Source organism: Pseudomonas sp. G5001 (assembly GCF_013385475.1).
Classification (GTDB): domain Bacteria; phylum Pseudomonadota; class Gammaproteobacteria; order Pseudomonadales; family Pseudomonadaceae; genus Aquipseudomonas.
Window position 1 is genome coordinate 108559 of sequence record NZ_JACAPZ010000012.1, and the last position, 8206, is coordinate 116764.

General features: G+C 61.7%; 6 protein-coding genes. 2 read left to right on the forward strand and 4 right to left on the reverse strand.

Going from position 1 to position 8206, the window contains the following annotated elements:
* Positions 1 to 50: 50 nt before the first annotated feature.
* Positions 51 to 890 carry a DUF2242 domain-containing protein gene (locus HX805_RS12950; RefSeq protein ID WP_003207865.1) on the forward strand — a complete coding sequence of 280 codons (840 nt, stop codon included), beginning with the start codon at positions 51 to 53 and terminating at the stop codon, positions 888 to 890.
* Here HX805_RS12950 and aceE read toward each other — a convergent pair whose 3' ends face one another.
* Positions 891 to 3560, reverse strand: a complete 2670-nt coding sequence (gene aceE / locus HX805_RS12955; RefSeq protein WP_177116913.1) for a pyruvate dehydrogenase (acetyl-transferring), homodimeric type — start codon at positions 3558 to 3560, stop codon at positions 891 to 893. It lies immediately after the preceding gene.
* Between the two features lie 145 nt (positions 3561 to 3705).
* Between aceE and HX805_RS12960 the strand changes: the two genes are divergently transcribed.
* On the forward strand, positions 3706 to 4176 hold the full coding sequence (locus HX805_RS12960; protein WP_008431958.1) for a MarR family winged helix-turn-helix transcriptional regulator: 471 nt from the start codon (positions 3706 to 3708) through the stop codon (positions 4174 to 4176).
* A gap of 144 nt (positions 4177 to 4320) precedes the next feature.
* Here HX805_RS12960 and HX805_RS12965 read toward each other — a convergent pair whose 3' ends face one another.
* From HX805_RS12965 to HX805_RS12975, 3 genes are all read right to left on the reverse strand, one after another.
* Positions 4321 to 5340: a pyruvate dehydrogenase gene (locus HX805_RS12965; protein ID WP_177116914.1), complete on the reverse strand. Its 1020-nt coding sequence runs from the start codon at positions 5338 to 5340 to the stop codon at positions 4321 to 4323.
* A gap of 300 nt (positions 5341 to 5640) precedes the next feature.
* Positions 5641 to 6675, reverse strand: coding sequence for an AraC family transcriptional regulator (locus tag HX805_RS12970; RefSeq protein ID WP_177116915.1), 1035 nt, complete (start codon positions 6673 to 6675; stop codon positions 5641 to 5643).
* Positions 6676 to 6679: 4 nt separating this feature from the next.
* Positions 6680 to 7810 (reverse strand): carbon-nitrogen hydrolase family protein, encoded by a 1131-nt coding sequence (locus HX805_RS12975; RefSeq protein WP_003207875.1) that lies wholly within the window; start codon positions 7808 to 7810, stop codon positions 6680 to 6682.
* Positions 7811 to 8206 lie beyond the last annotated feature (396 nt).

Consider the following 8206-nt stretch of genomic DNA (forward strand, 5'->3'; position numbering starts at 1 on the left):
CCACGTTCTGTTGCACAATACCGCCCTGACTGTTTTCCTCAGGATTTTCGATGTCGACATCATTTCACTTGCGTAGCCTCGGGTTGGCGCTGGTGCTGGCGGGCGCTGCGGGCTGCTCGTCACCCAAGACCGCTATTTATGAACATGAGAACTTCGACGACTCCGGCACGTTTTCCCGTGATTACCCGGTCAGTGACACGGCGGCCTGCGAAGCGGCGCGGCGTGCGCTGTTGAGCCAGGGTTACATCATCACCAGCAGCGATCCAAAGCTGGTGGCGGGTAACAAGAGCTTCCAGCAGACCGGCGAAACTCACCTGCAGATCAGCTTCAACGTGGTGTGTGCCGACGATGGCAGCGGCAATCATCACTCGACGATGTTCGCCAACGCCTTGCAGGATCGCTACGCCTTGAAGAAGGTCAACAACTCCGCCAGCCTCGGTGTGGGTGTGTTGGGTTCGGTGTCGATGCCGATTGGCTCCACCGACGACTCCATGGTCAAGGTGGCCAGCGAGACGGTGTCTGCGCCGAAGTTTTATGAGCGTTATTTCGCCCTGGTGGACGTTTTCCTGCCCCAGGAAGTGAAAAAGGCAGCGCATATTCCAGAGAAACCCAAGGCTGACCTGGGCATCCCGGAACCTAAGGCAGCTCCGGCGGCCGATAAGGCCGATAAGGTTGAAGCGCCGAAAGAAGTGCCAAAAGAAGCGCCAGCCACACCGGCAGCCCCAGTGACACCGGCGGTGGTGCCAGCGGCATCGGAGCCGGTAGTACCACCGGCGGAACCTGCGCCGATTGCACCAAAGGAAGCCCCGGCACCTGCGCCAGAGGCCACCACTCCTGCGCTGCCGGCGCCGACCGAAGCGATTCCGCCTCTGCCGACGCCTGCACAGTAACTACACCGCTACGGGGTTGGCCTTGTCGACGTTGATCCCGTAGCGGCTGATCGCCTCCGCCACCCTGGCGCGGCTGATCAGGCCGTCATCCGCCAGCGCCTTCAAGGCCGCCAGGGCAATGAAATACCGGTCCACCTCGAAGAACTCGCGCAAGGTTTCGCGGGTATCCGATTGCCCGAAGCCATCGGTGCCCAGCGCCACAAAGCGCCGGCCCGGTACAAACGGGCGAATCTGATCGGCAAAGATTTTCATGTAGTCGGTGGCGACCACCACGGGCCCAGGCTGGCCCTCAAGGCACTGCTCGACATAGCTGGTACGCGGTTCGCTTTCAGGATGCAGCAGGTTCCAGCGCTCCACGGCATGGCCTTCCCGGCGCAGCTCGGTCAGGCTGGTGACACTCCACACATCGCTGGCCACGGCAAAATCATCGCGCAGCAGGTCCGCGGCGGCGATGACTTCCCGCAGGATCGAACCGCTGCCCATCAGCTGTACCCGTGGTTGCGTGGTGTCTTCAGCCGCCTTCAACCGATACATGCCCTTGAGAATCCCGTCCTCGACGCCTTCGGGCATCGCCGGGTGCGGGTAGTTTTCGTTGAGCAGGGTGATGTAGTAGTAGATGTCCTCTTGCTCGACGTACATCCGGCGCATGCCTTCGCGAATGATCACCGCCAGCTCGAAGGCAAACGTCGGGTCGTAGGAAATGCAGCACGGGATCACCGACGACAGCACATGGCTGTGGCCATCGTCATGCTGCAGGCCTTCGCCCATCAGTGTGGTGCGCCCGGCGGTCGCCCCCAGCAGGAAGCCCCGCGCCCGCGCATCGCCCGCGGCCCAGGCCAGGTCGCCGACCCGCTGGAAGCCGAACATCGAATAGAAAATGTAGAACGGTACGGTCATCAACCCGTGGTTGGCGTAGGACGTACTCGCTGCGATCCATGAGGAAATGGCGCCGGATTCATTCAGGCCTTCCTGCATGATCTGTCCGTCCTTGCTCTCCTTGTAGTAGGAAAGCTGGCCCGCATCCTGTGGGGTGTAGAGCTGGCCGACAGCGGAGTGAATGCCGATCTGGCGGAACAGGCTTTCCATGCCAAAGGTGCGGGACTCGTCCGGCACGATGGGCACGATCAGTTTGCCCAGGTTCGGGTCCTTGAGCAGGGTGCCGAGGATGCGCACAAAGGCCATGGTGGTGGAGATCGCGCGTTCGCCGGTGTCCTTGAGCTGGGTGGCGAAGGCATCCAGTTCCGGGATCTTCAGCGACTCGACCGCGCTATGGCGAGCCGGCACGTAGCCACCCAGTGACTGGCGGCGGGCGGCGAAATAGCGGGCCTCTTCGCTGTCGGCGGCCGGTTTGAGATACGGGATTTCAGCCAGTTGGTCGTCGGCCACTTCCAGCCCGAAGCGATCGCGGAAGGCTTTGACGGCTTCAGCGCCCATCTTTTTCAGCTGGTGGTTGATGTTCTGGCCTTCGCCGGCCTCGCCCATGCCGAAGCCCTTGACGGTTTTCGCCAGGATCACCGTCGGCTGGCCGCTGTGACGCACGGCGGCGGCATAGGCGTTGTAGACCTTGTCCGGGTCATGGCCGCCCCGTGAGAGTTTCCAGATATCGTCGTCGGACATATCTGCCACCAGCGCTAGCAACTCCGGGTATTTGCCGAAGAAGTGTTCCCGCACGTAGGCGCCGTTTTGTGATTTGTAGTTTTGATAGTCGCCGTCCACGCACTCCATCATGCGCTGGCGCAGCAAGCCGCTTTTATCCTTTTCCAGCAGCGCATCCCAGCCGCCGCCCCAGATTACCTTGATCACGTTCCAGCCGGCGGCGCGGTACAGGCTTTCGAATTCCTGGATCACCTTGGCATTGCCGCGAACTGGGCCATCGAGGCGTTGCAGGTTGCAGTTGACCACGAAGATCAGGTTGTCGAGTTTCTCGCGCCCGGCCAGGGAAATGGCCGCCAGGGATTCCGGCTGATCCATCTCGCCATCACCGAGGAACGCCCACACCTTGCGGCCCTGGTGCTGCTTGAGGTCGCGGAACTCCAGGTAGCGCATGAAGCGCGCCTGATACGCGGCGGTAATCGGTCCGAGGCCCATGGAAACCGTAGGAAACTGCCAGAAGTCCGGCATCAGGCGAGGGTGCGGATAGGATGACAAACCGTCGCCACCGGCTTCCCGGCGGAAGTTGTCCAGCTGCGCTTCGCTGATCCGGCCTTCGAGGTACGCCCGCCCGTAAATGCCCGGCGCGGAGTGGCCCTGGATGTACACCAGGTCGCCATCGAAGCGTTCAGTTCGGCCACGGAAGAAATGGTCGAAGCCTACGTCATACAGCACCGCAGCCGACGCATAGGTTGCGATATGCCCGCCCACGCCGGAATGTTTGCCCGCGCGCAGCACCATGGCCATGGCGTTCCAGCGAATAAACGCATTCAGCCGGCGCTCGGTGGCCAGGTTGCCGGGGTAGGGCAACTGGCGGTCTACCGGGATGGTGTTGACGTACGGGGTGGTCACCCGCCCGTAGAAGTCGCCATGCCGCGCCACGTCGAAATCCAGCAACTGATCAATCAGGTAATGCGCGCGCGGGCGGCCTTCGGTGGACAGCACCGATTCGATGGACTCCAGCCATTCGCGGGTTTCCTGTGGATCGTCGTCGAGGCGTACTGCAGTGTTCGGGGTCATGTCAGGCTCCAGGGTGGACGGGTTTCAGCGTGTGGGCTCCTTGTGGGAGCTTTGCGAATGTAGTTGCAATTGCAACTACATGGCTGAATCTAGCGCGGGATGAGCTACTATTGCAACCTTCTTGAAATTCCCCGGATGGTGTTGCATGTCGTCGAAAGAGCCTGATGTCTGGTTCCGTTTTGTTCGGGCCCACAGGACGGTCATCCGTGAAATCGAACGGCGCCTGGCCGATGCCGGTCTGCCGCCGTATGCCTGGTACGACGCTTTGTGGGGCCTGGAAAGTGGCCCCGATGGCACCCGGCGCATGCACGAATTGGCCGATGTGCTGGCCATCGAACGCTACAACCTGACGCGCCTGGTCGACCGCCTGGAAAAGGACGGCCTGGTGGTGCGTTCGCGCTCCGACGGTGACGGGCGTGCTGCCTTTGTCTCAATTACCGACGCGGGCCGGGTATTGCGTAAAAAGATGTGGAAAATCTACGAAAGCAGCGTGGATGAATTGTTTTTGTCGCAGCTCGACAGCGAGCAACGCCGGGGTTTTGCCGAGGCATTGGAGCGTACCGCGGGGCTGGCGATGGAGGCGGGCGTGCAGACCCGCGGGCGACGTAAGACCTGAAGCAAAGACTCCAGGCGACGCGGATTCCGTATGGGAGCGGGCTTGCTCGCGAAAGCGGTGTGTCAGCAACAGTAATATCAACAGGCACACCGTTTTCGCGAGCAAGCCCGCTCCCACATTTGATCTGCGATGGATTGCAGATCGTCATTTCAGGTGATATCGATTCAGGGCGGTCTCCACCTGTTCTGCTTCGATCCAGCCGTCATCCGCCAACGCCTTCAATGCCAGCACCGCTACCCAATATCGAACGGGTGCAGACGTTTCCACGGAGCCCGCACCCAACGCCACAAACCGCGCATCCACATGCCCCGCCAATTGATCGACGATCGGCTGCGGATACCCGGTGACCGCGACCACCGGCGCGCCATCCCCAGCCAGGCAATCCCTTAGATGACAACTGCGCTTCGGTGCCAACGGGTGCAGGCGGTTCCAGCGTTGCGCTGCATCCGCTTCGCGGGCCAGCCGTGTATAGCTGGGGCAACTCCACAGTTGCGCCTCGACGTTCCAATCCGTCTCGAGCAACTGCGCGGCGTGCACGACTTCTTCAAACGCTCGACCCGCACCCAGCAACCGCACCCTCAATTCACTCGTGTATGAGCGCCGGACCCGGTACATGCCCCTGAGCGCATGGTCACTATCCTGCGGGCTCAGCCCTGGCCCTTCGTGTTGATCGTGCAGTGCCAGATAGTAGAACCCTGGCTCGCCGTCGACATACAGCGCCTGCAAACCCGCCAGCACAATCGCCCGGGCTTCCTCGCCGGAGGCCGGGTCATAAGGTGTGCAGTGAGGATTGCTGGCCAGCCATAAGGGCAGTGAAGGGGAGGGCTGGGTTGCATTGTCGTTGCACAGGATGCCCCGCTGACGGGTCTCGCCGGACAGCGCGCGCAACTGCGCCGATGACGCGGCCGTGTGCAGGTACAGCATGGGTTTTTCCCCGGTATTGCGCGCGAACCAGGTGGGCCAGCTCACCACTCGGCGTGAGCGCGACTGGCCGCGAATCACCCACGCCTGCCGGCTGGACTCCAGGGTGTTGGCCATGGTCATCACGCTATACAGGGGCGAGCAGCGGGGCTGCTGCGTTGCATTCAGGGCGTCGATGCAGATCAGGGCAGAGCGTTCGGTGCTGGCAGTCATGAGCCGGGTCGCTTGGCAACGGGTGCCCATACCCTAAAGGAATTCGGCTTACGATTGCAATTGCAATGATTGCAGTTGCATCTAAAATTCATCCGGCTAAATCAAGGCAATCCTGCTACGTTTAATCCTGAAGTGCAGGAACGTCATGCCACGGACATTTTTTCGTCATGACGGCACTTTAGGCTGGTTGTGCAGGTCACTAAGCAACCCCTTTTCATAAAACAAGGAGTCAACCATGGACGATTACCAGGAAGAATTGCTCGAGTACCACGCTTTTGAACTGGATCCGCTGGATCCGGCCGATGATGCCACCGAGCTGTAAGACAGACGTCAGGCGGAATGCCGCTGACTGCGGCGAAATTCCCCTGGGGTCTGGCTGTTCCAGCGCTTGAACGCCCGTTGAAAGGCTTCCGCTGAAGCAAAACCGAGCAAATAGGCAATTTCACCGAACGCCAGTTCGGTATCGCGAATGTAGGTCATGGCCAGGTCGCGGCGAGTGTCGTTGAGAATCGCCCGAAACTGAGTCCCTTCTTCCGCCAGCTTGCGCCGCAGGGTCCAGGTCGGCAGTTTCAAGCGTGACGCCACTTCTTCCAGGTCGGGTTCCCGGCCACCATTGAGCATCGGCCCGAGCAAGCGGGTAATGCGCTCGCGCAGGCTGCGGGTGCGCGTCAATTGCTCCAGTTCCCGTTCGCACAACTGCACGAGTAATTGCCAGGTACTCGGGCAGTGTTCCGGGTTGCGCAGGGCCAGGGTTTGCTGGCTAAGGCGCAACTGATTGTGCTCGGCGCCAAACTGGATCGGGCAGTCCCCCAGCACGCTGTAGCGCTCGCTGTAGTCCGGTGCTTCGAATTCGATTTCGATGCGTTGCGCCTGCACCGGTTGCAGGCTCAGGCTCGACAACTGATGCAGCCACCCGGCGATGATCGAATCCACCACAAAGCGGTTGTAGGCGTTGTAGGGGCTGATGGAATAGAAGCGCAACCAGGCGCCATCCGTGTCCTCGTGAAAGCTCGACTGGCCGCGATAGTTGGAGCCGTACAAGGCTTCGAAGCGCGTCAGGGTACGGGCGGCTTCGCGCACGGTGGGCGCCTGGGCGGCGGTGACCCCGGCGAGCCCGGCCTGGCTCAGGCGGCTGAGCTGGCCCATGCGCAGGCCCAGGCTGGCGTCGCCGGTCAACTGGATGGCCGCAAAGCCCAGGCGCATATAGCGCGGGATCGACAAGCGTGCACCCGCCTCGGCCACGCGTGCCGGGTCAAGGCCGTATTGCAGCAGCAACGGTTGCGGGTCCAGGCCATGGCTGTGGATCGCATCGGCCAAGGTGTGGACGAAGCCCACCGACAAATCCCCAAGCCGCACCGGCTTCATTGAGTTACAGCCACACGTTCAGCAGGCGCGCGCCACGGGCATTGCCGTCGGCGAACACCTGGCCGTTGCTGCTGAGGAAGCTTTGCCCGGCGCTGCCCATGTCAAAGAACTGCCCGCGCAGGAACACGCTCATGCCGGCGGTGGCCTGGCTGATGGGTTGCTGGCTGATCAGGGTCAGGCGGTGCCAGGCTTCGCCTTCGCTGAGCTCTTCGGGCTTGAGGCTGATCTCGGCTGGCGTCGACACGCTTTTGAAGCCGCGCCACGGCTTGTCCCAGGTCTCGCGGCCAATCACGAAGGCCGGCACCGCCACCAACTGGGCGCCTTGCTCGTTGAGCTTGCGGTAGTTGTCCGGGTACCAGCTGTCGCTGCCGATCAGGATGCCCAGGCGCCCGGCCGGGGTATCGACCACGCTGACGCTGTTTTCATCGCCCGGCTCAATAAAACCGCGCTCGTCAAAAATCGGATACAGCTGGCGTTGCGGCTGGCCCAGCGGCAAGCCATCGCGGTCGAAGACCACACTGGTGTTGTACAGCGCGCCATGGCCGATCTGCAGCTGGCCCTGGCTGACGCTCGGGTTGGGCAGGGCAATGGAGCCGGCCACCAGGGTCACGCCGAATTCCTTGGCCAGGCCACCGAACAGCACTTGATAGTCGCGGGCCATGGCCGGGGCCTTCATACGCAGGTAGGCGTCGTCGATACGGTCGTCACCCTTGGCGCTGATCAAGGCCCGCAGGAACAGCAGCGGGTTGCTCGCCGACAACCAGTTCATCGCTTCCTTGAGGTTGGTGGCCTGGTACAGCTCGTTCTTTTCGCCGCTGACCATCAGCCAGGTGCCGATATGTTCCGGCAGTACCACGATGGTCTTGTCGTTGATCAGGCCCTGGTCACGGGCGTTTTGCAGGTAGGCCGCCAGCTTGAGGTGCAGGCGTTCCAGGCTCTGGTAGTCGGCGGGAAACAGTTCCGGCTGGATGCCCAGCAGGTTGCCGCGGTCGGCGGGCACGCCCTGGTCGACGGCCAGGTTGATCCGCAGGTCGGACAGGTAATGGCCCACGGGGCGCTCCTGGGTCCAGACCAGATAGGCGGAAACGGCGGCGACCAGGGCCATGATGAGGGTGAAGCCAAGAAGTTTACGCATGGGGCAAATGACAACGGACCGTGTGCTGGGTTTGCATTTTCTCTCAAATTTCTGGGCTGGGTACGAAAAACCGTGGTTTGGCACGAAAATCTCAAAAGCCTTGAGTGCGTGTTTTCGCCGCGGGCCGGATCTTTCCAGGGTCGACAGTAACGGGTTGTGACCACAGGTGCACGCGCGCTGGTCAATGCCGTGGGATGTTACTCGTGCGCGCACCAGCTTCTGGCAGATTGTTACTTTGTGCCTCAATACCGTGCGCAAGTTCCTCGCCAAGGTTGATTCGCGCGATGGGTTCGCGGAGGGCTGGCCGCGCAACTCAGGTGTTTCAGCGCCTTACAGGCCTCTCTGTTCAACGACGCGTCGAGTTGGCAACAACCTTGCATATGCTTGTATGTACAA

Excerpts from the sequence above, each read along its gene's own strand:
- HX805_RS12950 (WP_003207865.1), top strand. The coding sequence starts at position 51 with ATGTCGACATCATTTCACTTGCGTAGCCTCGGGTTGGCGCTGGTGCTG.
- aceE (WP_177116913.1), bottom strand. The coding sequence starts at position 3,560 with ATGACCCCGAACACTGCAGTACGCCTCGACGACGATCCACAGGAAACC.
- HX805_RS12960 (WP_008431958.1), top strand. The coding sequence starts at position 3,706 with ATGTCGTCGAAAGAGCCTGATGTCTGGTTCCGTTTTGTTCGGGCCCAC.
- HX805_RS12965 (WP_177116914.1), bottom strand. The coding sequence starts at position 5,340 with ATGGGCACCCGTTGCCAAGCGACCCGGCTCATGACTGCCAGCACCGAA.
- HX805_RS12970 (WP_177116915.1), bottom strand. The coding sequence starts at position 6,675 with ATGAAGCCGGTGCGGCTTGGGGATTTGTCGGTGGGCTTCGTCCACACC.
- HX805_RS12975 (WP_003207875.1), bottom strand. The coding sequence starts at position 7,810 with ATGCGTAAACTTCTTGGCTTCACCCTCATCATGGCCCTGGTCGCCGCC.